Below are 22,359 nucleotides of genomic sequence, written 5' to 3'. Positions count from 1 at the left end.
GCCTTCCCGGCGGCTCGGGCGCCGTCCGCGGCACCTTTACCCCCGGCGGGGCGGCCGGCTTGACCGCCTCGCCTTACGGCTCAAGGATGGGGCGCGCCGCGGCCGGGTTGATTTTTCCGAGACTTTTGCCCGATACACGGAGGGTCGGCTCAATCCGGGCGACGACGGTGGAGAGCAGAGCCTCGTTTTGCCTCGGACGATCAATCCCACGGCCATGAGCGAGCGATCGGACGTCGGGCCCGGGGCCAATCCGGGCAAGGTGTCCGACGATCTGCGGATGACCCTCGACGGGGCGGGGATCGGCACCTGGTCGCTGAATCCCGCGACGGGCGAGATCGTCCTGTCCGCCACGTGTGCCGAGCTCCTCGGCGTGGCGGACGGGCAGTGCCACACCTTCGACAGCACCCAGGCGACCGTGCACCCGTCGGACCGGGACACGAGGGCCACCGTGATCCGTCGGGCGCTCGTCCAAGGCGGGCACTACGAAGTCGACTATCGCGTCATCCGCGCCAACGGCGAGACCTGCTGGCTGCGCGCCAGGGGGCAGGCCCGGTCCGACGCGGACGGCCGTCCTGTCGAGCTGCGCGGCGTCATCTTCAGCATCGACGAGCAGAAGAGGGCCGAAGAGGACCTGCGGGCCCAGCGCGAGCACCTGCGGTCGATCCTCGACACGGTGCCCGAGGCCATGATCGTCATCGACGAACGTGGCATCATGCAGTCGTTCAGCGCGGCCGCCGAGCAGCTGTTCGGGTACCGGGCGGACGATATGGTCGGCCAGAACGTGAGCGTGCTGATGCCGGCGCCAGACCGCCAGCGCCACGACGGCTACCTCGAGCACTACCTGGCGACGGGGGAGCGGAAGATTATCGGTATCGGCCGGATCGTCACCGGGCGGCGGCACGACGGCTCGCATTTTCCGATGGAGCTCACCGTGGGCGAGATGCGCTCGGGCGAGCGGGTCTTCTTCACCGGCTTCATCAACGACCTCACCGAGCGCCAGCAGACCCAGGCCCGGCTTCAGGAGCTGCAGTCGGAGCTCGTCCATGTCTCCCGCCTCACGGCGATGGGCGAGATGGCGTCCGCCCTGGCCCATGAGCTCAATCAGCCGCTCGCGGCGATCAGCAACTACCTGAAGGGCAGCCGGAGGCTGCTGGATCAGGCCGAGCCCGAGGCCCTGCCGCGGGTGAAGGAGGCGCTGTCGAAGGCCGCCGACCAGGCCGTGCGCGCCGGTCAGATCATTCGCCGGCTGCGCGAGTTCGTCTCTCGCGGTGACACCGAGCGCCACCCGGAAATCGTGTCGCGCCTGATCGACGAGGCCAGCGCGCTTGCGCTCGTGGGTGCACGGGAGCATAGCGTGACGACGCGTTTCGACTTGGATCCGGCCGCCCAGCAGATCATGGCCGACCGTGTCCAGATCCAGCAGGTGCTCGTCAACCTGCTGCGTAACGCCCTCGACGCCATGCAGGATTCGACTCATCGGGAGCTGACGGTCTCGTCGCGGGCCGCCGGCGGCCAGGTCGAGATCACCGTTGCGGATACGGGCCCCGGCATCGCACCGGAAATCGCCGACAAGCTGTTCCAGCCGTTCATGACGACGAAGGCGAACGGCATGGGCGTCGGGCTGTCGATCAGCCGGACCATCGTCGAGGCGCATGGCGGCCGGCTGTGGGCCGAGCCCAATCCGCGGGGCGGCGCCTCGTTCCGGCTGACCCTGCCGGCCGTGGAGCAGGACCAGGACCAACGCGGCGATGTCGACTAAGCCGCTCATACATGTGGTGGACGACGATTCCGCGGTGCGGGAATCCGTCGAGTTCCTGCTCGATTCGGCAGGCTTCGCCGTCCAGCTCTTCGACGGTGCACAGCCGCTGCTCGACGCGCTCGATCACGTCACGAGCGGTTGCGTCCTGTCCGATATCCGCATGCCCGGGATCGACGGACTGGAGCTGCTGCGCCGCATCAGGGCCAGCGGCAAGCCGTTGCCGGTGGTGTTGATGACCGCGCACGGCGACGTGGCGCTTGCGGTGGAGGCCATGAAGCTCGGCGCCACCGACTTCATCGAGAAGCCGTTCGACGACGAAGACCTGCTGAGGGCCGTCCGCTCCGCGCTCGAGCCGCCGGCTGCCGCGCCGGCCGACCCCGCGCTCCAGGACTTCGTTCTGCGCCTCGATCGGCTGAGCCAGCGCGAGCGCCAAGTGTTCGAGCGCCTTGTCGCCGGAGACCCGAACAAGGTCATCGCGCGGCGCCTGGAGATCAGTCCGCGAACGGTCGAGATCTACCGCGCCAACGTCATGACCAAGATGCAGGCGAGCAGCATCTCCGAGCTGGTCCGCTCGGCGGTGCGAGCGGGCCTCGCCTGATATTGAGGGAGATCAAGCCGACGGGGCCGCGTCAGCGTAACATTCGTGGAACAGGCCCGCGTCTCGATCATCGAGCACGTCCTGGTCGGGCGGCGGCCGATCGGAGAGAAATGCCCCAGACTCAACGAGTTGGAGCATTCCTGTGCGACCGGATATGGCGATCCGATCGAGACATGCTGGCGCGCGCGGGGCGCGGAACCGCTTCATGACAACAGTCCCCGGCCCCCGGCCCATCTTCATCGTCGATGACGATCCCGGCGTTCTCAGCTCGCTTCGCTTCCTGCTGGAGAGCGAGGGCTACGACGTCGTGTCGTTTCACGACGGGGGCGAACTGCTGTCGACCGTGCCGCGATCGAACCCCGGCTGCCTGATCATCGACGTCAAGATGCCGGGCATGGACGGCATCGACGTGGTGCAGCGGCTGCGCGCCCTCGGCGTCGACGCGCCCGTCGTGTTGATCACCGGGCACCCGGATCCGGGCATCCGGACGCGGGCGCAGGCGGCGGGGATCGACTTGATCGAGAAGCCGTTGTCGCAGGATGCGCTGTTGTCCGTCATCGAAAGAGCCCGCCACCCGCCGCACATGGCGAGTTGACAACAGGGGGCGGAGGGGCCGGCCGCGGGCCGCATCAGAAGGCTTGCGACCCGAGCATGGCGAGCCCCCCGGCGCAGAAGGCGCCGAGGGTGGTGCCGGCGAGCCGCAGCGCCAGAGGCCCACGCTCGACGAAGCCGGCGTAGCAGGCGCGCGCCAAGGCGTTGGAGGCGAGCGCCACGAGGATGGTGCCAGCCGCTATGGGAACGCCGATGCTCCCGCCCGCTAGGCGGGCCGCCGACACCGACACCGCATCGACATCGATGAGCCCCGAGATCGCGGCCACCGGATAGAGGCCGGCCGCGCCGAAGCGGCTGTTGACCCAGGCCGCAGCCAGGCTCACGCCCGCCAGCAGCAGCGCGAAGACGAGGACCGGCGCCAGATCGAACGGGTTGCCCAGCTTCATGTCGACCGCCTCGCCCTTGGCGGAGCGCACGACGGTGAACACCGCCGGCGCCAAGAGAACCGCTGCGGCGGCCAGGACCGGGGCGGCGATGGCGACGGCCACGGCCGGCTTCAGCACAGCGACGACGACGAGCACCCGCACCAGGGACACCGCACCCGCGCTAGCCGCGCCGGCAAACAGGATCCGCGCATCCTCCCCTGTCGCAGCCCGGCGCGCGAAGGCGAAGGTCACGGCCGTCGACGACACCAGCCCGCCGGTCAGGCCGGTGACGATCACGCCCGTCGACGGCCCGAGCACCCGCATGGCGACGTAGCCGGCATAGGAGAGGCCGGCGACCATGATCGTGAAGAGACAGATCTCCCGCGGATTGACGACCCCGAGAGGGTCGATCGCGCGGTTCGGGAGAAACGGCAGCACGATCGCCGTCATGGCGAGCAGCAGCAGGGCGGAGCGGAGTTCCGCCCAGGTGATCCGCTCCAGAAGCGCATGGAGCCGCTCCCGGCTGGCGAGCAGCGCTGCGGCGGCAATCGCGACCATGGCCGCGAGCTGCATGTCACCGACCACGGCGCAGGCGCCCAGGCCATAGACGAGCATGGCCGCAATGGTGCCGGTGACGCTGTAGTCGCGGTCGCGCTCTGCTTCCGCACGGCTGAACCAGGCAAAGACGGCGCTAAAGCCGATGAAGCCGACGCCGATGAGCACGGGAGCGCCGGTCGCGCTGCCGAGGGCGCCGAAGACGCCCCCGAGCAGCCCGATGAGGCTGTAGGTGCGGATGCCCGCGGTGCGACTGCCGGCTGCTTCGTCCCGTTGCTGCCAGCCGCGCTCCAGGCCGATCACCAGCCCGATGGCCAGTGCGAGGGCGAGCCTGAGTGCCAGATCGGTGTTCATGATCCCTCGCGCCCGAGAAACGCTTCGAGCCGGTCGAGCAACGGCTGCTGGCTTGCCAGGATCTTCTCCCGCGCGGCGGCGAGCGTGAACCAGCCGGCGCGGTCGACCTCGGAAAAGGCCTGCCGCCGCCCGCTGTGCGGCGGCCATTCGATCTCGAAGGTGTTGCTGCGCAATCGCTCGACGTCGACATCGCCTTCGAGCGCGAAGGCCTCGACCTCCTTGCCGCCCCGCTGGCGCACCGAACCGAGTGGCCGCAGGGGCCCATCGGCGGCGACCCCGAGCTCTTCCGCGAACTCGCGCCGCGCCGCAGTTTCGGCATCCTCATCGGCGCCGCGCAGTCCCTTGGGGATCGACCACGCGCCGAGATCCTTCCGCTGCCAATAGGGGCCGCCCGGATGGACGAGAAGGACGAGGGTCTGGCCCTGGTCGCGCTTGTACATGAGGATGCCAGCGCTCTTCATCGTCCCCGTCGCCCGATCGCACCTCGCCTGAGGAGGTCACGACCGGCGGCTCGACGCAAGCGGCTGGAGTGACGGGACGATCACGGCCGCTACCGCCGGCGCCGATACATGAGGACCATGGTCCAGGGCACGCCGACGGCCGCCGCCAGCAGCCCCGCTGGCGCTTGGCGCGGAAACAGCAGGTTGCGGCCGAGCCAGTCCGCCAGCACCATGATCAGCGCGCCGAGGAGCGCCGATGCGAGCAGGTGCGGCAGGGCGCGCCGGATGCCCATCAGGCGCGCCGCGTGCGGCGCCATCAGGCCGACGAAGCTGAGGGGGCCGACGATCGTCGTCGCGGCCGCTGTCGTCACCGCGGCCAGCAGCAGGATCAGTCGTCGGCTGGCGAAGAGGTCGAGGCCGAGCGCCCGTGCGGCGGCGTCGCCCAGCGACAGGATCTCGAGCCGGCGCGTGCAGAGCGGGACGGCCGTTGCCGCCGCTGTGGCCAGGGTGCAGGCGACGACGGCGTCGGACGCCGTGACGCGATAGGTCGATCCGGACACCCAGCTCAGCAGCGTGCCCAAGCGCGGATCGCCAACCGCGATCAGCATGGTGACTAATGCGCCGAACGCCGTGCCGAGCGCGACGCCGCCGAGCAGCATGCTGTCGGCGGCGAACGAGGCACGGCGGCCGAGCACCAGTACGAGTGCCAGCGCGGCGGCCGCCCCGCCCGCAGCCGCCACTGTTTGCGCGAGGCGATCGGCTTCCGGGGCGACGACGGCGAGCAGGATGACGCCCAGCGATGCTCCGGCGCCGACCCCCAGCAGTTCCGGGCTGGCCATGTCGTTGCCCGTCATCCTTTGCATGAGGCCGCCCGCGATCGCCAGCATGGAGCCGGCGGCGAGTGCCGCCGCCAGACGCGGCGCGCGCAACTCCAGCAGCCGCGCGTCGGTCAGGCCCCAGCTCCAGCCGGTCAGGCCGGCGCCGAGGTGCAGGGCGACGATGACGGCGACGGGCAGCGCGACGAGGCCGGCGCCGATGACGGCCCATGGCCGACGAAGTCTCCACTCCCGGTCGCCCGAGGGCGCGGCGCGAGGCGGCGCGCCCTTCAGCCGCGGCACCAGCCACAGCATGAACGGCGCGCCGAGCAGCGCGACGAAACTGCCGGTCGGCCAATCCCTGAGCGGCGAGTTGACGAATTGGACCATCTGATCGGCGAGCCACAACGATGCGGCTCCGAGCAGCGGCGACCAGACGACGCGCTGCCGAAACGTTCGGGCGCCCGCCGTCCGCACCAGCGCCGGGGCAGCCAGTCCGACAAAGCCGAGCACGCCGACGGCACTGACCACGACGGCCGCGAGCGCCACGGCGACGAGCAGGCCCGCCAGCCGGACGGCATCGACCGGGAGGCCGAGGCTGCGGCCACCGTCGTCGTCCAGCGTCAGCAGCGACAGCGGACGCAGCAACGGCACCAGCATAGCGACCGCCGCAGCAAAGCGCGGCGCGAGGCCGGCTGCGACGTTCCAGCCGTTCTGGGTCAGCGACCCCGATCCCCAGATGAACACGCTGGTCAGCGCCTCGTGGTGGAACAGCGCGAGAAGGGAGGTCGCCGTGCCGCACGACAGCGTCACGATCAACCCGGCCATGATCAATGTGGCGGGCGACAGGCCCCGACCCACGGCTAGGCAGAAGACCAGTCCGATGGCGGTGGCGGCACCCGTGAGGGCGACCAGGTCGGGCGCTGCTGCGAGCAGGCCGGGCGACCAGAGGGCGGTGAGGGTGAGGGCGAGAAGGGCGCCCGAGGACACGCCGAGCGTCGTCGGCTCCGCCAGCGGGTTGCGGAGGGCCTGCTGGAAGATGACCCCTGCGAGCGCCAGCATGGCTCCGGCCAGCCAGCTCACCACGATCCGCGGCAGGTAGCTGGCGTGGAAGATGACCTGGCGGATGCTCGAACCATCAGGCCCCCACGAGGCCTGCCACCACTCGCCGGCCGGCAAGCGTGCACAGGCTCCCGCTACCGTCATCACCGCTGCCACGAAGGCCACGGCGCTTACGGCGAGCAGGAGCGTGGATGGGCGGGAGCGGGCCATGCCGCTACCGGCCGTCATCGGAGCGGCGCTCCATCGCGACGACCAGGCCGCTGGCAAACCGCGCCACCGACGGCAGGCCGCCGAACATCCAGGTGGTGGGCAATGCGACGACGTTGCCGCGACGCACGAACGGCAGAGCGCGCCAGATCGGGCCGGCCGCGGCGCGAGGGGAGATCTCGCCGATGTGAACGAACACCGCGGCTTGATGGTCGGCGAGCGATTCCACGGCGATATCGACCGAGCCCCACACATTGCCCGGCACGTCGACGGCGTTGTCGATGCCGAGCGCGGCGAGCACGCCGCCGAGGAGGCTCCGCTTCGTGTAGAGCCTGGCCCGCCGCTCGGTCAGGAACGTGAAGAGGCAGAAGGTCTCGTCCCGGCAGGCCGAGAGTCGCGTGCGCGCGCCCTCGATGATCGTGGTGACCGCGTCGACATAGTCGTCCGCACGCCGTGCGGCCCCGATCGCCTTGCCGATCATGCGCGTCGCGTCGACGGCACAGTCGAGGACGGACAGTGCGCCGGGCGCGTAGATCGGCACGGCGAGTGTCGGCGCGGCAATCGTGATGGCCGTGGGCGGGCGGCCGAACTCGGGGCAATACAGGATGCGGTCGGGACCGAGTTCGCACAGCGCCTCGATGTTCGGCTCCGCCCGCGAGCCGATCTCGATGACATCGGCCGGCAGGGGCGGCTCGATCACGAAACGGACGTAGAAGTCGCGGTCGGCGATCGCCACCGGAACCGTGCCCAGCGCGAGCACCGTCTGGGTCAAGGCCGCGTCCAGCGTCACGAACCGCCCGGACGCCGCGCGGAGCGCCGATGTCCCGAGGAGAGGACAGGAGGTAGCCGCGCCGGCCAATAACAGCCTGCGCGAGATCCGAGGCGGGTTCGCGGCCAATTGCCGGGTCTCAGAAGGTCGCTCTCAGCGAGAACGTTACGTTGCGCGGCGCGCCGAAGTCGTTGAACCAGGTGGTCCAACCCACGCGCTCGAAGTATCGCTCGTCGAAGATGTTGTTCACCGTCAAGGTCGCCTTGATGGTGTCGTTGAACTTGTATCCGATTTGCGCGTCGGCGACGGCGTAGCCGGCCTGCCTGATGATGGGGGCGCTGTCGCTGCGCATGCCGCTGGCGAGGCGGACCCCGCCGCCGATGCTCCAACCGGACAGGGCCGCGTTCTGGAACGCGTAGGTGGTCCACAGCTTGCCCATCTGTTCGGGCTGGCGAGGGTCGTAGCGCTGCCCGACGAGCTTCGGATCCTTCGAATACTCCGCGTGGGTGTAGGAATACCCGGCGTAAAGGTTCCAACCTTCGGTGACGGTGCCGCTGATCTCGACTTCCAGGCCATTGCTCTCGACCTCGCCGGCGGCGACGTAGTAGCCTGGGTTGAACTGATCGACGAGCGGCCGGTTGCGGTCCTTGATGTTGAAGACGGCGAACGAGGCGTTCAGCCGGCCGTCGAGGAACTGCCCCTTGATGCCGGTCTCGAGCTGGCGGCCTTCCTCCGGCGGCAGGGCCGCTCCGCCGACCGTCAGCTGCGTCTGCGGGATGAAGATGTCGGAATAGCTGGCGTAGACGGTGATCTCCTTCGTGACGTCATAGACGATACCTGCATAGGGCGTGAACTTGCCATTCGTCTTGGACGTCTCCTTCCACGCCGTCGTGGTCGGCAGGTAGTTCCGCGTCTCACCTTCATAGTTCGTGACCCGGCCGCCCAGCACCAGCGTCAGCGGGTCGAACAGCTTGATGCGCGCCTGGCCGTAGGCGCCGTATTGCACCGTGCGCGTGTCGGTGCCGTCGGTGACGGCCAGCTGCGGGTCGGCCAGGCTCGGACCGTAGATGTTCCAGTCCGGCAGCGTCGTGAAGGGCGACGTGCCCACATGGGCGAGATAGTAGCTGTAGTTGGCGCCGAGGACGAGCTGGTGCATCCGGCCGAAGAGCTCGATCGGACCGCCGACGTGGGCGTCGGCGATGTTCCAGTCGTAGCGTTGATCCATCGTTTGCGTGGCGATGGTGGTGGTGTTGGTCACCGGATCCAGCGTGCCGAAGACATAGGCCTGCTTGCCGGTGACCTCCAGGTCGCGATGGAGGAAGCTGCTCTCGAGCACCCAGCCGTTGTCGAAGCGATGCTTCAGGTCGACGTAGGCTTCCGTCGTCGGGTACTTGGAAATTCCCCAATCGGCGCCCGGGAATACGCTGCGGCGGACGTTCACCATCCGCCCGTCCGGATAGGTGCCCCAGCCGTACACGGGAATCGAGCGGCTATCCTGATGGGCCGCCGAGAGCGTCAGGGTCGTGGCGGGGCCGAGGTCGGCCTCGACGATGCCGTATCCCATCCAGCGCTGGCTGAAGGCCGTCTTGTAGAAGTAATCCTGATCGGTGCCGGCGACGATCGCGCGGCCGCGGATGGCGCCGGACTCCACCAGCGGACCGGTCACGTCGACCTGGCCGTGGTAGTTGTTCCAGGAACCGACGTCGACGCCGCCGCCGATCTTGAAGACGTCCAGAGGCCGGCGCCGCGCCAGGTTGACGATGCCGCCCATGTCGCCGGCGCCGTTGAACAGGGCTGCCGGGCCGCGCAGCACCTCGATGCGGTCGTACATGGCGAGGTCGAACTGCGGCATGCCGCGGATGCCGGTCGATACCGCCATGCCGTCGTACTGCGTGCCGAGGCTGAACCCGCGGGCGTAGTAATGCCCATCCATGTTGCCGCTGTAGGGCAACGCGACGACCCCGGTCGTCTGCTTCAGCGCATCCTGGATGGTGACCATGTTCTGGTCGTCCATCCGCTGGCGCGTCACGACCGATATCGAATTCGGCACCTCCTTGACGTTGGCCGGCAGCTTGCCCGCCACGGTCACCGTGTCGCTGGTGTACGAGCCGGTTCCGTCCGTGCTCGCCGACATGGGGCGTCCACGAACGTCGATCGTATCGAGGACGACGGCGCCGGGCGCCGCCGCCGCCACCTCCGGGGCGGGCGGCGCGACGATGGTCACGGCGTTGGCACCGACCGCGCGGACGGCGAGGCCGGTGCCGTCCAGCAGCGCGGCCAGCGCGTGCTGCGCCGACATGCTGCCGCGGACGCCGCGGGTCGTCTTGCCGTTGGCCAGATGGGCATCGAAGAGGATCTGCAGCCCGGTCTGGGCGGCCAGGCGGTTCAGGGCCGGTGTCAGCGGGCCGGCGGGCACCGAGATCGACCGCGCCGCGGTGCGGGCCTGAGGGGGATCCTGCGCCATGACCGGTGCCCCAGCTTGCAGAGCCATCATCGCGCCGGCCAGCATGGCCGGACGGGAGACGGCCGCCGCTGGCCGTCCCTTGCACAGTCGCCGTCCGTTCGTCGTCATCAAGCCCCCGCTTCCGCGACGCGCGAAGCCGCCGCGATTCCCCATCCGTCGCGGCTCCCAGGAGGCCGCTCACTGTGGTGACGAATGGGGCTCGGCGTTCGGGACTGTCCGTCTCAAAGAAAATATCGGCGCCGCCCGCGGTGAACCCGAAATCCACATCGCGTCGGATGCCCGGTGAATCTCGGAGTCGGCGTGGCCGCCTCACCCCCGGATGATGATCAGGGGGCCGAGCCGCATTGCGGTGATGCCCAGGCTCCGCTCCAGCAGTGCCAGGGCGGCCTCGGGCTCGCCGATGGCGAAGGTGCCGCTCACCCGCCGGTCGGCGACACCGCTGCCGACGATCAGGATGCGGCCGGAGAAGTGGCGGCCGATCTCGGTCACGACATCGGCCAGGGGGGCATTGTCGACGACGAGTTGGCCGCGCCGCCACGCCAGCGCCACGGCCGGGTCGAACGGCCGAACGCTCTTGACCCGGCCGTCGCGGCCATAGGCCGCCTGCTGGCCCTCGCGCACCCGGTCGGCGGCGCCCCCGGTGGCGAGCGGTGTCACGGCAACGGCGTGCTCAGTCACCGCGACATCCGTTTCCGTGTCGCCGAGGCGCACGTTGAACGCCGTTCCGAGGGCCGTCGTGCGACCGCCCTGCGCCTCCACAGAGAACGGTCGTTGCGGGTCGGGCGCGACCTGGAAGAAGGCCTCGCCGCGCAGCAGCCGCACGGTGCGAGCTGTGGCGGAGACGTCGTAGGCGACCGCGGAGGACGCATTGAGCTGAATGGTCGAGCCATCGGCGAGGTTGATGACCGGCATTTCGCCGGGGCCGGACACGGCGTCGGCCTGCATCCGCACGAGGCCATCGGACAGGACGAACCAGGCGCCGAGCAGGCCGGCGGCGCCGACCACAGCTAGGGTCGGCTTGACGGCACGCCGGCGGCTCGGCCCGAGCTCGCGCAGGGACGGGTCGGTCAGAATGGCGCGGCGCGCCTCGCCCATCAGCCGCTCGGCCGCTTCGTAAGCCGCCCGGTTGGCGGGGTCGCGCTCCAGCCAGGCCTCGAACGCCCGCTTGTCGGTCGGAGACAGCTGCCCATCCCGGTTCCGCAGGAGCCAGTCCGCCGCCTCCGCGTGGCGTCGGCGTTTGCTTCGCGCCGCTTGCTTCACCGCCATCACGGCTCCCGACCGCTCGCGGGCAGATTGGAAGGCCCCGTCGCTGCCGCGGCGAGGCAGCCTCGAAGGCCCGATGCGAAGAACCCCATCCCCGGACGGGGACGGCGATTCCGCGCGAATCCCGTCCCGCTTTATTCGATATCGAGGAGGCGATCCAGGCAATGGGCGAGGGCCCGCCGCAGGTGGCGATCGACCATGTTGCGCGAGATGCCGAGTTTGCAGGCGATAGTCTCCGGCTCCATTCGATGCAGCCGGTGAAGCACGAACACGGCGCGTCGGCGCGCCGGCAGCTCCGCGATCGCTTGACGCAGCACCGTCAGCCTCGCCTCGACCTCCAGTCCGTGGTCCGGTGCCGCGGTGGCCGCATGCACCGCCAGGGCCTCGCTCGCCGTGCCCGAGAACAGCCGCTCCTCGAACCGGGTGCGGCGCAGGCGATCGATGCCCATGTTGATCGCCGCGCGGCAGAGGAAGGCGCCGATCGACCGCTTCCCGCGCAGAGCGTCGGGCTGCTCGGCCAGCTTGATGTAGAGGTCGTGAACGATCTCCGAGGCGACGGACTTGGAATGTCCGCGCCGGCGAACGGCCGCCTTGATGTCCGCATAGTGCGCTTCGATCGCCCGGTTGAGCAGATCGTCGTTATCGAGAGTGATCGCCTCGGACACGTTCCGAACCCAGGTCGTTGCCGTGTCCGCTTTACCGCGATCGTCATAAGTCCTGCAAGTTCAATAGCTTGGAGGGATTCAAAAGTAGCCGTCCAGGGTCTGGACCGCGCCGTCCCAGGCCCCGCGATATCAGACACATAGCGGCTGATGGCGGCCGTGCGGAGGCCCGCGTCAGACGATCCGGCTGGTGCGGTTGCCCCAGTAGCGGTCGCGCAGCAGGCGCTTGTACAGCTTGCCGGTGGGCAGGCGCGGCATCTCCTCGATGAAGTCGACGGACCGCGGGCATTTCTGCCGCGCCAGGTGCTCGGCACAGAACGCCATCAGCTCGCGGGCCAACTCGTCGTCGGCCTCGATCCCCGGCATGACCTGCACGACGGCTTTGACTTCCTCGCCCAGGTCCTCGTTGGGCACGCCGAAGACGGCGGCGTCGGCGACCTTGGGGTGGGTGATCAGCAGGTTCTCGCACTCCTGCGGATAGATGTTCACCCCGCCGGAGATGATCATGAACGTCGCCCGGTCGGTCAGGTAGAGGTAGTTGTCGTCGTCCACATACCCGACGTCGCCGACGGTGGTCATCGTGCCGTCGGGCGAGCGGGTTTCGGTCGTCTTGTCCGGATCGTTGAAGTATTCGAACGGGCTCGCCGTCTTGAACCAGATGGTGCCGGGCGTACCCTTCGGCAGCGGCTTCATGTCCTCGTCGAGGATGTGGACGTCACCGAAGACGATCTGGCCGACGGTGCCGTGATGGGCGAGCCATTGGTGGCTGTCGCAGATGGCGAGGCCATTGGCTTCCGTCGCGCCGTAGTACTCCTGCAGGACGGGACCCCACCATTTGATCATCTGTTCCTTGACCTGGGGCGGGCAGGGGGCGGCCCCATGGATGGCAATCTTGTACGACGACACGTCGTATTTCAGGCGGACCGCCTCGGGCAGCTTGAGCATGCGCGAGAACATGGTCGGCACCATCTGGGTGTGCGTCGGCCTGTATTTGTCCGTCAGCGCGAGGAACTGCTCGGCATCGAACTTCTCCATGATGATCGTGGTGCCGCCGCTGCGGATGCACAGCGCCAACGCCCCAAGGGGCGCGGAGTGGTAGAGCGGGGCGGGCGACAGATAGATCGGGCTGTCGTGAAACTGCCACGTCGCCTGCAGGAAGTCGAAGACCGGGAGCTGCTGGCCCGGCGGCTGTTCCGGCAGGGGGCGCAGGATGCCCTTGGGCCGGCCGGTCGTTCCGGACGAGTAGAGCATCGCCGTGCCGAGCGACTCGTCGGCGACCGGCGTGTCCGGCAGGCCGGCCGTCGCCTCGTCCAGGTTGAGGATGCGGTCGCCATCCCCCGGCCCGTCGACGACGATGGCGAACTCCACCCGGGGGCATTGGCGCAGCGCCGCAATGGCCGTCTCGCGCTTCGCCTGCGAGAAGATCAGCGCCCGCGACTCGCTGTTGTTGACGATATAGGCCACCTCGTCGGCCGTCAGAAACGAGTTGATGCACGTATAATAGAGCCCGGTGCGCTCGCCGGCGACACAGCATTCGGCGTAGCGCACGTGGTTTTCCATGAAGATCGAATAGTGGTCGAGCCGCTTCAGGCCGCGGCTGCGCAGCAGGTGCGCCAGGCGATTGCTGCGGTTCTCCAGCTCCCCATAGGTCACCGTCTCGCCGGAGGAGGCCATGATGATGGCCGGCTGGTCGGCACGGGTGGTCGCATAGCTGCCAGGGTACATGCGAGCGGTTCCTCCGATGTGGTCGATCCGCGTTGGGCGGTATCGCGTTCTGCCGTCAGCACAGCGCAGAATAGCGGCCGTTGGCAACAGGTTTTCGCCAGGACGTCCCGCGGCGTTGCGGCGACGGCCCCGATGTCCGGACGGCACGGACGCGTCGCCGGACCGGCTACACGATCCGGCTGGTCCGCTCGCCCCAGTAGCGGTCGCGCAGCAGGCGCTTGTAGAGCTTGCCGGTGGGCAGGCGCGGCAGCTCTTCCTCGAAGTCGATGGAGCGGGGGCACTTCTGCCGCGACAGGTGCTCGGCGCAGAACGCCATCAGCTCGCGCGCCAGCTCTTCGCCGGCCTCGATGCCCGGCACGACCTGCACGACCGCCTTCACCTCCTCGCCCAGATCCTCGTTGGGCACGCCGAAGACGGCGGCGTCCGCCACCTTGGGGTGGGTGATCAGCAGGTTCTCGCACTCCTGCGGATAGATGTTCACCCCGCCGGAAATGATCATGAAGGTGGAGCGATCGGTCAGATAGAGATAGCCGTCGTCGTCGGCGTAGCCGACGTCGCCGACGGTGCTCATGGACCCATCCGCCGAGCGCGACTCGGCAGTCCTCGCCGGGTCGTTGAAATACTCGAACGGCGTCGCCGTCTTGAACCACAGGGTGCCGGGCTCGCCCTTGGGCAGGGGCCTCATCTCCTCGTCGAGCACGTGCAGGTCCCCGAGCACGATCTTGCCGACGGTGCCGCGATGGGCGAGCCACTGCTCGCTGTTGCAGGTCGCGAAACCCATGCCTTCGGTAGCGCCGTAGTACTCGTGGATGATCGGACCCCACCACTCGATCATCTGCTCCTTGACCTGCGGGGGACAGGGGGCGGCGGCGTGGATGACCACCTCGAGCGAGGATACGTCGTAGGTCGTTCGCACGGCGTCCGGCAGCTTGAGCATGCGCGAGAACATGGTCGGCACCAGCTGGCTGTGCGTCGGCCGGTAGCGCTCGACCAGCTGGAGATAGTGCTCAGGGTCGAAACGCTCCATGATGATCGCCGTCCCGCCCTGGCGGATGGTGAGGTTCACCGCCCCCTGCGGGGCCGAATGATAGAGCGGCGCCGGCGAGAGATAGGTCATGCCCTCCCGGTAGAGCCATGCCTTGACGAGGAAGTCGAACAAGGGAAGCTGCTGCGAGGGCGGCTGGTCCGGCAGCGGCCGCACGATGCCCTTGGGCCGGCCGGTGGTTCCGGATGAATACAGCATGGCCGTGCCGAGCGCCTCGTCGGCGACCGGCGTGTCCGGCAAGCCTGCCGTCGCCTCGTCCAGGTTGAGGATGCGGCCGCCGTCGCCCGGGCCGTCGACGACGATGGCGAACTCGACCTTGGGGCATTGGCGCAGCGCCGCGACGGCCGTCTCGCGCTTCGCCTGGGAGAAGATCAGCGCTCGGGACTCGCTGTTGTTGACGATGTAGGCGAGCTCGTCCGGCGTCAGAAACGAGTTGATGCAGGTGTAATAGAGGCCGGTGCGCTCGCCGGCCGTACAGCATTCGATGTAGTGGACGTTATTCTCCATGAAGATGGAGTAGTGATCGAGCCGCTTCAGGCCGCGGTCGCGCAGCAGGTGCGCCAAGCGGTTGCTGCGCTTCTCGAGCTCCCCATAGGTCACCGTCTCGCCGGAGGAGGCCATGATGATGGCTGGCTGGCCGGCTCGACTGGCGGCGTAGGCTCCCGGGTACATGTCCACCCCCTTATGTCTTGCTTGTTCTATTCGACGCCCCTCGGGGCCGCGCAATCAGCATATCATGACGGCTGCTGAAGTCGGCTTTCGCATTTGGTGCAACCCCTCACGACAGCCACCGGCGCCGCTGGCGGTAGTGCTTGACCGCGGCGTAGTCGACCTGGTGGGCGCTGCCGAGGTAGGCCGCCTGCACGTCGGGATTGGCCTTCACGGTCTCGGCGGTGCCCCCCATGACGACGCGGCCGTTGTCGACCAGGTAGGCATGGTCGACGAAATCGAGAGCCGCGGCGGCGTTCTGCTCCACCAGCAGCACGGCGACGCCGGCCTCCGCGTTGACCTTGCGCAGGATGTCGAAGATTTCGTCCACAAGCAGCGGCGACAGGCCCAGGCTCGGCTCGTCGAGCATGATGAGCGCGGGCTCGGTCATCAGGGCGCGGCCGATGGCCAGCATCTGCTGCTCGCCGCCGGAGAGGTAGCCCGCCTTGGCCTTGGCGCGCTCGGCGAGGCGCGGGAACCAAGTGAAGGTGCGGTCGATCAGGGCGTTCACGTTGCGCCGGCCGCCGTGCATGGAGGTGGCGGCGATCAGGTTCTCCCGCGGCGTCAGGTGCTCGAACACGCGGCGCCCCTCCAGCACGTGCACCAGCCCCAGGCGCACCCGGTCTGGCGGATCGAGGCCGAGGATGCCGGCGCCGCGAAAGGCGACGCCGCCGCGGGTGACGAGGCCGCGCTCCGGCTTCAGCAGGCCGCTGATCGCCTTCAGCGTCGTGCTCTTGCCGGCGCCGTTGGCGCCGAGGAGGGCGACGAGGCCGCCCTCCGCCACCTCGAGCGACACGCCCTTCACCGCCAGGAAGACGTTGTCGTAGACCACCTCGATGTTGTTCACCACCAGGATCGGGGGCGGCTCGGCGGTGGGGGCAGGCGTGTCGCTCATCGCTGCCGCGCCTACTTGCCCGTGGCCTTGAACTCGGCCGATTGCTTGCGGATCATCTCCCAGATGATGTCCTGGTCGGCCGCGCCCCAGTCGGTGATGGTGACCCATTTGCCGCCGTCCCAGCGGGCGATCTTGCCCTGGCCGCCGCCCTGATGGTCCTCGGGCGTGATGGTCACCGGCGGCAGGAAGCCGCCGAGGTCGAACTTGGAGATGCTGGTCAGCCCGGCGTTGAGCCACTCGCCGGTGAAGGGCCCGGCCGGGTTCTTCTCCAGCGCCTTGCGCGCGCCCTCGGTCGCAAGTGCGGCGGCCATGACGCCGACGTTGTAATAGGAGGTGCCGACCTTCTCCTTGGGGCCGGCGCCCTTGCCCTTGTCGATGACCTCGGCGACGATGTCCTTGATCACCTTGCTGTCGGCGCCCTGCTCGGTGGCGGCGAACTTCAGCACCCCTTTGGCCTCGGCGCGGCCGACCACGTCCATGTCCGATTCCGACAGCCACACCCAGGAGGCGATGCGGTCGACGCGGATGCCGTTGCGGATCGCCTCCTTGATCGAGACCGGCTGGCCGACACCGCCGCCACCGATGAACACCCAGTCGGGCCGGAAGCGGCGCACCTGCGTCCACACCGCCGACTGCTCGTTGCCGGGCGGCGCGTAGGGGAAGGTCTGCAGCTCGAAGCCGTCCTTCTTGGCCAGCGCCTCCCACAGCGGCAGCGACTCGCGCCCGAACGGCGTGTCGATATAGACGTAGGCCAGCTTCTTGCCCTTCAGGTCCTTCTCCTCCTGCCGGATGTAGTCGACGACGCGGGCGACCTGGGACCAGTAGCTCGGCGACATCGGCAGGATGTAGGGGAAGACGGTGCCGTCGGCGGCGTCGCTGCGGCCCGACACGGTGGTGATCAGGTTGATCTTGTCCTGCAAGGCGCGCGTCACCAGCGCGCGGCTCACCGGGGTCGACAGCGGATCGACCAGGACGGCGCCGTCGCGGACGAAGCGCTCGTAGGCCTCCATGCCGCGCTGGATGGCGTTGCCGTGGTCGGACACCAGCACGTCGATCCTGACGCCGCCCAGGCCGCCGCGCTCGTTGATCATGGTGATGTAGTCGCGGTAGCCCTGGTTGTACTCGGCCGTCACGAACGTATAGACGACGGTGAAATCTTGCGGCGTGGCGAACTTGATGACTTTATCCTGTGCTGATGCGGCCGATGACAGCAGGGATACGCCGGCGAGCACGGCCCATGCGGCCGCGCGGATGCTTCTGTGCATGACCTTCCTCCTCGATGAGCCCCACGCTTCTTGGCGACGCGGGTGCGGTTAGCTGCGGGCGTGGCGGAACGGCCAGACCAGCAGGTAGTTGCGGGCGTTGTCGTAGAGCTTGGCGAGCCCCAGCGGCTCGGCGATGAGAAAGCCGACGATGAGCGCGCCGTAGAGCACCAGCGGGATGTGGGCGCGCAGGTCGGCGCCGATGGGCAGTCCGCTGTCGGCAAGGCTGGTCACCAGCGTGTTGAGCACCAGCGGCGCGAGCAGGATCAGCGCTGCGCCCAGGAAGGTGCCGAGCACGCTGCCCAGGCCGCCGACGATGACCATGGCGACGAGCTGGATCGACGTCTCCAGGTGGAACTGCTCGGGCGAGACGCTGCGGTAGTAGCAGAACACCAGCACCGCACCGGCGACGCCGCCGATGAACGAGCTGGTCCAGAACGCCGTCAGCTTGTAGCGGAAGGCGCTGATGCCGAGGATCTCGGCAGCGTAGTCCTTCTCACGGATGGCGGCGAGCGCCCGCCCCAGGCTGGTGCGCCTGATGTTGAGCATGAACAGCGTCACCACGATCGCCACCGCGAGCGCGATGTAGTAGCCGCCGATCGGTCCCTCGACCGGCAGCCCGAGGACGCGCGGCACCGGCGTCGCCAGCGTCGCCTGGGTGCCGCCGCTGATCGCCGGGATGTGGCCGATGGCGAAATCGACGATGTACTGCATGGCGAGCGTGGCGATGGCGAGGTAGAGGCCGCGGATGCGCAGCGCTGCGGCGCCGAAGATGACGCCGATGACGGCGCTGGCGAAGCCGGCGACCAGCAGGCTGAGCTCGAACGGCAGACCGGCGCGAGCCGCGTGGGTGGCGCTGTAGGCGCCGATCGCCATGACGGCGGCGTAGCCCAGGTGGATCTGGCCGGCGCCGCCCATCAGCAGGTTGAGGCCGAGCGCCGCCGTCGACCAGATCACCCACGGCAGCAGATAGCTGGAGAGCAGCAGCGGGCTGAGCAGCACCGGCGCCAGCAGCGCCAGCGCCAGGATCAGGCCCATCAGCACGCGCTCGACCGTGAGCGGCCACAGCTGGCGCTCGGCGGGGTAGCTGGTGTAGCGGATGCCAGCCTGGCGATAGAGCATGACTACACTCGCTCGATGTGTTCGCGGCCGAACAGGCCCTCGGGCTTCACCAGCAGCGTCGCCAGGATGATGATGCAGGCGACGATGTCGCGGGTGCCGCCGCCGACCAGCGGGTCGAACAAGCCCGAGGCGATGGCTTCGGCGATGCCCACGATCAGGCCGGCGACGACGACGCCGACGATGCTGTCCAGGCCGCCGAGGATGGCGATGGCCAGCGCCTTGATCAGCAGCAGCGACAGCGTCCAGTCGACGCCCTGGGAACCGCCCCACAGGATGCCGGCCGCGGTGCCGGTGACGGCGGCGAGGCCCCAGGCGAAGGCGATGGCCCATTCGACGCGGATGCCGACCGACCACGCCGCCGTCTGGTCGTCGGAGACGGCGCGCAGCATGATGCCGAGCCGCGAGTTGAACAGTGCCAGCGTCGCCAGGATGATCGCCAGCGCGATCCCGGCGGAGATCAGGTAGGTACGGTTGACCAGCATGTCGCCGAGGAACAGCGGTGCGTCGGAGATGCCGAGGTCGAGCCGCTTGACGCCGGAGCCGAGGAGGCCAGGCACCAGGCCGCGCAGCAGGATCTCCAGGCCGATCGTCAGCATGATGATCATGATCACCGGCTGGCCGATGAGCGGCCGCAGGGTGGTCCGCTCGATGCCGAGCCCGACGGCGAACATGACGACCATGGCGACGAGCGCCCCCAGCAGCGGGTTGAGCCCGAGCCAGGCGATGGCGATCCAGCCGAGATAGCCGCCGAGCATGGCGATGGCGCCCTGGGCCAGGTTGGCCAGGCCCGACGTGCGGTAGACCAGCACGATGCCGAGCGCAGCGAGCGCATACATCAGCCCGACCAGGGCGCCGTTGATGATCAGCTCGCCGAACAGCACGAGGTCCATCAGCGCTCCTCCTTCGGCAGCGGCGCATCGCCGACGTCGGCCAGCGCGAGCCGGCGGGCGAACACGCCGGTCGTGCCGTTCTCGTAGGTGATGGTGATCTCGACGTCGGCGTGTCCGGCGCCCGCGTAGAGGGTCTCGATCAGCGGCGCGTAGCGCTCCTCGACGACGGTGCGGCGCAGCTTGCGAGTGCGCGTGATCTCGCCGTCGTCGGCGTCGAAGTCCTTGTGCAGGTTGACGAAGCGGCGGATGCGCAGCGGCTCCGGCAGGTGCCGGTTGACCTCCGCCAGGCTGTCGCCGACGAGGCGGCAGACCTCCGGCCGCTGCGCCAGCTCGGCGTAGGAGCCATAGGCCAGGCCGCGCTGCTCGGCCCAATGACCGACAGCCTCGTGATCGATGCAGACGATGGCCGCGAGCCACGGCTTGCCGGCGCCCAGCACGGCCACGTTGCGGATGTAGGGGCTGAACTTGAGCCGGTTCTCGATGTAGTTGGGGATGTAGCGATCGCCCGCCGCCGTGTGCACGACCTCGCTCACCCGGCCGTAGACGACCAGGTGGCCGTCCGGCTCGATGGCGCCGGCATCGCCGGTGCGCAGCCAGCCGTCCGCGGTGAAGGCCTTCGCGGTCGCTGCCGCATCGTCGAAGTAGCCGTCGACGGTGGACTGCGAGCGCGCGAGGATCTCACCGTCCTCGCCGAGCTTGATCTCGACCCCGGGCAGCGGGCGGCCGACCGTGTCCAGGCGGACGTCGTCGGCGAACTGAATCGCCGTCATGGCGCAGGTCTCGGTCTGGCCGTAGAGCTGGGTCAGCTTGATGCCGAGGGCCCGGAAGAACAGGAAGGTGTCCTCGCCCAGCGCCTCGCCGCCGGTGAACGCGTGCTGGGCCCGGGACAGGCCGAGATAGTCCTTCAGCGGCCCGAAAATGACGACCTCGCCGAGCCTGCGCATGATGAGATCGCTGGCCGATGGCGTCTCGCCCGCCAGGCGCTTGCGCTCCATGGCGATGGCCCGCGGCATGAACAGGTTGAACAGCGCGCGCTTGAAGCGGGTGGAGTCGGCGACGCCGACCTGCACCCGGGTCAGCATGGCGTCCCAGGCGCGGGGCGCGGCGAGGTAGAGGGTCGGCGCCACGGCGCGCAGGTCGTGCAGCGCCGTCTCCTGGCGTTCGGGGATATTGACGGTGAAGCGCAGCACCAGCGCCGCGGCGACGCTCAGCAGGTAGTCGCCGACCCAGGCAATCGGCAGGTAGGCGAAGGTCTCCTCGCCGATGGCGAAGGCGCCGGCGCGGCCGCCACTCCACGCGGCCGCGACCGCGTTCCGCTGGCGGACGGCGATGCCCTTGGGCGTCCCCGTGGTGCCGGAGGAGTGCAGCAGGATGGCGATGTCGTCGGGGCGGCTGCGGCCTTCCAGGTCCGCCGCCAGCCCGGGCGTCGCCGCCAGCCGCGCGCGCCCCTGCTCGACCAGTGCGGTGTAGGCGACGAGGCCGTCCGCCGCGGATTGCGCCAGGCCGCGTGGGTCGTCGTAGACGATGAGGCGGGGGCGGCCGCCGGCGGCCCGCAGGTCGAGCAGCTTGTCGACCTGCTCCTGGTCCTCGGCGAAGGCGACCGTCGGCGCGCCGTGCCGCGTGTAGAGGGCCAGCTCGTTCGGCGGCACGTCGGCAAACACCGGCGAGGGGAAGGCGCGCAACACGTTCGCCGCCAACATGGCGGCGTAGAGGCTGGCGCGGTTGTCGCCGATGACGGTGACAGCGGCATCGGCACCGACGCCCAACTCCTCCAGGCCCGCCGCCAGCGCCAGCACCTCGCCGTGGAGCTCGCGCCAGCTGCGCTCGCGCCAGAGCCCGAGCTTGCGCTCGCGGACGGCGATGGCGTCGCCGTGGTCGTGGGCATTGCGCGCCAGCGCAGCGATCAGCGTCGCGGGCCGTCCGTCCGCCGCCGCCTCGGGCGTCATGGCGGTGGGAGCGGCGGGGGCGTTCATGACGCTGCCCGCAGCTGCCGCTGGGCGGCGCTGCGGCCGAGATAGGCCTCGACCACCTTGGGCGACGCCATGGCCTCGGCCGGCGGCCCCGAGGCGATGGCCTCGCCGTAGTTGAGCACCAGCACGCGGTCGCAGATCGCCATCACCACGTCCATGTGGTGCTCGATGACGAGGACGCTGACGCCCCGTTCATCGCGCGCGTCCAGGATGAAGCGGGCGATGTACTCCTTCTCCTCCTGGTTCATGCCGGCCATGGGCTCGTCCAGGATGAGGCAGCGCGGTTCGGCGGCGAGCGCGCGGGCGAGCTCGACGCGCTTCTGCAGGCCGAGCGGCACGACCTCCACGGGCTCGTTCCGGATCTCCTGCAATTGCATGAACTCGATGATCTCTTCGACGGCGGCCCGGTGCGCCGTCTCCTCGCGCACCGCCGCGACCCAGTAGAACAGGGTGCCGAGCACGCTCGGGCGCATGTGGATATGGCGGCCGACCAGGATGTTCTCGAGCACGCTCATGCCCTTGAACAGGGCCAGGTTCTGGAACGTGCGGGCGATGCCGTGGCGGGTGATGGCGTGCGGCTTGCGGCCGGTGATGTCGTCGCCGAACAGCGCCACGCGGCCCGCGTCCGGCGGATAGAAGCCGGTGATGACGTTGACCATGGTGGTCTTGCCGCTGCCGTTCGGCCCGACGAGCCCGACGATTTCCCCAGCCGGCACCTCGAGGTCGACGCCCTTGAGCGCCTTCAGGCCGCCGAACGAGCGTTCCACCCCGTGGCAGGAGAGGGCCGGAACGTCCGATGGGGCGAGGCGCGGCATCT

Annotated in this window: 18 protein-coding genes; 3 read left to right on the top strand and 15 right to left on the bottom strand. The window is 69.2% G+C overall.

The genetic code is table 11. The features are described 5' to 3' along the window. Positions 1–214: 214 nt before the first annotated feature. The 3 genes from ACZ5PO_RS31645 (at position 215) to ACZ5PO_RS31635 (ending at position 2,952) form a co-directional block, all read left to right on the top strand. Positions 215–1,759 (top strand): PAS domain S-box protein, encoded by a 1,545-nt coding sequence (locus ACZ5PO_RS31645; RefSeq protein WP_464186478.1) that lies wholly within the window; start codon positions 215–217, stop codon positions 1,757–1,759. Next, positions 1,749–2,357: a response regulator FixJ gene (fixJ, locus tag ACZ5PO_RS31640; RefSeq protein WP_464186477.1), complete on the top strand. Its 609-nt coding sequence runs from the start codon at positions 1,749–1,751 to the stop codon at positions 2,355–2,357. Before ACZ5PO_RS31645 ends, fixJ begins: the two co-directional genes overlap by 11 nt. Positions 2,358–2,562: 205 nt before the next feature. After that, on the top strand, positions 2,563–2,952 hold the full coding sequence (locus tag ACZ5PO_RS31635; protein ID WP_464186476.1) for a response regulator transcription factor: 390 nt from the start codon (positions 2,563–2,565) through the stop codon (positions 2,950–2,952). A gap of 34 nt (positions 2,953–2,986) precedes the next feature. Here ACZ5PO_RS31635 and ACZ5PO_RS31630 read toward each other — a convergent pair whose 3' ends face one another. The 15 genes from ACZ5PO_RS31630 to ACZ5PO_RS31560 all read right to left on the bottom strand — a co-directional run bounded on the left by ACZ5PO_RS31630 (position 2,987) and on the right by ACZ5PO_RS31560 (position 22,357). Then, on the bottom strand, positions 2,987–4,243 hold the full coding sequence (locus ACZ5PO_RS31630) for an MgtC/SapB family protein (protein WP_464186475.1): 1,257 nt from the start codon (positions 4,241–4,243) through the stop codon (positions 2,987–2,989). Continuing rightward, entirely contained in the window at positions 4,240–4,704 is a 465-nt protein-coding gene (locus tag ACZ5PO_RS31625) for an NUDIX hydrolase (RefSeq protein ID WP_464186473.1), read from the bottom strand. The genes ACZ5PO_RS31630 and ACZ5PO_RS31625 overlap by 4 nt, the downstream gene beginning before the upstream one ends. An 89-nt stretch (positions 4,705–4,793) precedes the next feature. Then, on the bottom strand, positions 4,794–6,788 hold the full coding sequence (fhuB, locus tag ACZ5PO_RS31620) for a Fe(3+)-hydroxamate ABC transporter permease FhuB (RefSeq protein WP_464186472.1): 1,995 nt from the start codon (positions 6,786–6,788) through the stop codon (positions 4,794–4,796). After that, positions 6,775–7,665, bottom strand: coding sequence for an ABC transporter substrate-binding protein (locus ACZ5PO_RS31615; protein ID WP_464186471.1), 891 nt, complete (start codon positions 7,663–7,665; stop codon positions 6,775–6,777). The genes fhuB and ACZ5PO_RS31615 overlap by 14 nt, the downstream gene beginning before the upstream one ends. Before the next feature lie 10 nt (positions 7,666–7,675). After that, the gene (locus tag ACZ5PO_RS31610; RefSeq protein WP_464186469.1) at positions 7,676–10,000 is read right to left on the bottom strand and encodes a TonB-dependent siderophore receptor; all 2,325 of its coding nucleotides are present in this window, start codon (positions 9,998–10,000) and stop codon (positions 7,676–7,678) included. Between the two features lie 309 nt (positions 10,001–10,309). Beyond that, complete coding sequence (locus tag ACZ5PO_RS31605; protein ID WP_464186468.1) at positions 10,310–11,266, bottom strand: FecR family protein; 957 nt, start codon at positions 11,264–11,266, stop codon at positions 10,310–10,312. Between the two features lie 131 nt (positions 11,267–11,397). Then, a complete protein-coding gene (locus tag ACZ5PO_RS31600) occupies positions 11,398–11,928 on the bottom strand; it encodes an RNA polymerase sigma factor (RefSeq protein WP_464186466.1) in 531 nt (176 codons plus the stop codon). 171 nt (positions 11,929–12,099) lie between these two features. Continuing rightward, entirely contained in the window at positions 12,100–13,650 is a 1,551-nt protein-coding gene (locus ACZ5PO_RS31595; RefSeq protein ID WP_464186464.1) for an AMP-binding protein, read from the bottom strand. A gap of 166 nt (positions 13,651–13,816) precedes the next feature. After that, complete coding sequence (locus ACZ5PO_RS31590; protein ID WP_464186462.1) at positions 13,817–15,367, bottom strand: AMP-binding protein; 1,551 nt, start codon at positions 15,365–15,367, stop codon at positions 13,817–13,819. Positions 15,368–15,473: 106 nt separating this feature from the next. Next, positions 15,474–16,298 carry an ABC transporter ATP-binding protein gene (locus ACZ5PO_RS31585; protein WP_464186460.1) on the bottom strand — a complete coding sequence of 275 codons (825 nt, stop codon included), beginning with the start codon at positions 16,296–16,298 and terminating at the stop codon, positions 15,474–15,476. 11 nt (positions 16,299–16,309) lie between these two features. After that, complete coding sequence (locus ACZ5PO_RS31580; RefSeq protein WP_464186458.1) at positions 16,310–17,563, bottom strand: ABC transporter substrate-binding protein; 1,254 nt, start codon at positions 17,561–17,563, stop codon at positions 16,310–16,312. A gap of 48 nt (positions 17,564–17,611) precedes the next feature. After that, positions 17,612–18,682, bottom strand: coding sequence for a branched-chain amino acid ABC transporter permease (locus tag ACZ5PO_RS31575; protein WP_464186455.1), 1,071 nt, complete (start codon positions 18,680–18,682; stop codon positions 17,612–17,614). Between the two features lie 2 nt (positions 18,683–18,684). After that, on the bottom strand, positions 18,685–19,572 hold the full coding sequence (locus ACZ5PO_RS31570) for a branched-chain amino acid ABC transporter permease (RefSeq protein WP_464186453.1): 888 nt from the start codon (positions 19,570–19,572) through the stop codon (positions 18,685–18,687). Beyond that, positions 19,572–21,545, bottom strand: a complete 1,974-nt coding sequence (locus ACZ5PO_RS31565) for an AMP-binding protein (protein ID WP_464186450.1) — start codon at positions 21,543–21,545, stop codon at positions 19,572–19,574. The genes ACZ5PO_RS31570 and ACZ5PO_RS31565 overlap by 1 nt, the downstream gene beginning before the upstream one ends. Then, positions 21,542–22,357, bottom strand: a complete 816-nt coding sequence (locus ACZ5PO_RS31560; protein ID WP_464186449.1) for an ABC transporter ATP-binding protein — start codon at positions 22,355–22,357, stop codon at positions 21,542–21,544. Before ACZ5PO_RS31560 ends, ACZ5PO_RS31565 begins: the two co-directional genes overlap by 4 nt. Positions 22,358–22,359: the final 2 nt, after the last annotated feature.

The sequence above is a fragment of the Chelatococcus sp. KU-N122 genome (assembly GCF_055391085.1).
This window is presented reverse-complemented; position numbering and strand designations above follow the sequence as displayed.